General features: G+C 64.7%; 1 protein-coding gene and 1 pseudogene. One reads left to right on the top strand and one right to left on the bottom strand.

Annotated elements, in window-relative coordinates; all coding sequences use genetic code 11:
* Nucleotides 1-262 (top strand): annotated as a pseudogene (locus tag M3636_RS29135) (PLP-dependent transferase); the annotation flags it as partial.
* On the opposite strand, the gene M3636_RS29130 reads toward M3636_RS29135, so the two are convergent.
* Nucleotides 263-468, bottom strand: a 206-nt coding sequence (locus tag M3636_RS29130; protein WP_251384753.1) for a LysR substrate-binding domain-containing protein, incomplete at its 5' end; no start/stop codon positions are given.

The raw sequence follows: 468 nt of genomic DNA, 5'->3' as shown, positions 1-468 counted from the left end.
TGATTTCGGTGGTGGTGAAGGGCGATGAAGGTTACGCCGAGCGCATCATCAGCAAGCTGCGCTGGTTTACGCTTGCGGAGAGCCTGGGCTGGGCGGCGTGGAGAGTCTGGTGAGCCAGCCCTTCAGCATGACCCATGCCTCGATCCCGCTGGAGAAACGCCTGGCGAACGGTATCACACCGCAGCTGATCCGCCTGTCGGTGGGGATCGAAGATCCCAACGATCTGATTGCCGACTGGCAGCAGGCGCTGCGGGCGGAGTGATTATTCCGACGCGCGGGTCGTTGTCAGCGCGTCGGCCATTCCCTGCTGAAGGTGGGCGATAAACTGCGTCAGCTTCGGCAGGGGCCGACGATCCTGGCGCCAGAGCAGATGCACAGGCCGCGGCTGCGGAGTCCACGCCTCCAGCACCCGAACCAGGCTGCCGCTGGCCAGCGCATCGGCCAGCAGTACCTCCGGCTGCATCAGCA

The organism is Paenibacillus sp. MER 99-2 (genome assembly GCF_023714095.1).
Taxonomy (GTDB): domain Bacteria; phylum Bacillota; class Bacilli; order Paenibacillales; family Paenibacillaceae; genus Paenibacillus.
This window is presented reverse-complemented; position numbering and strand designations above follow the sequence as displayed.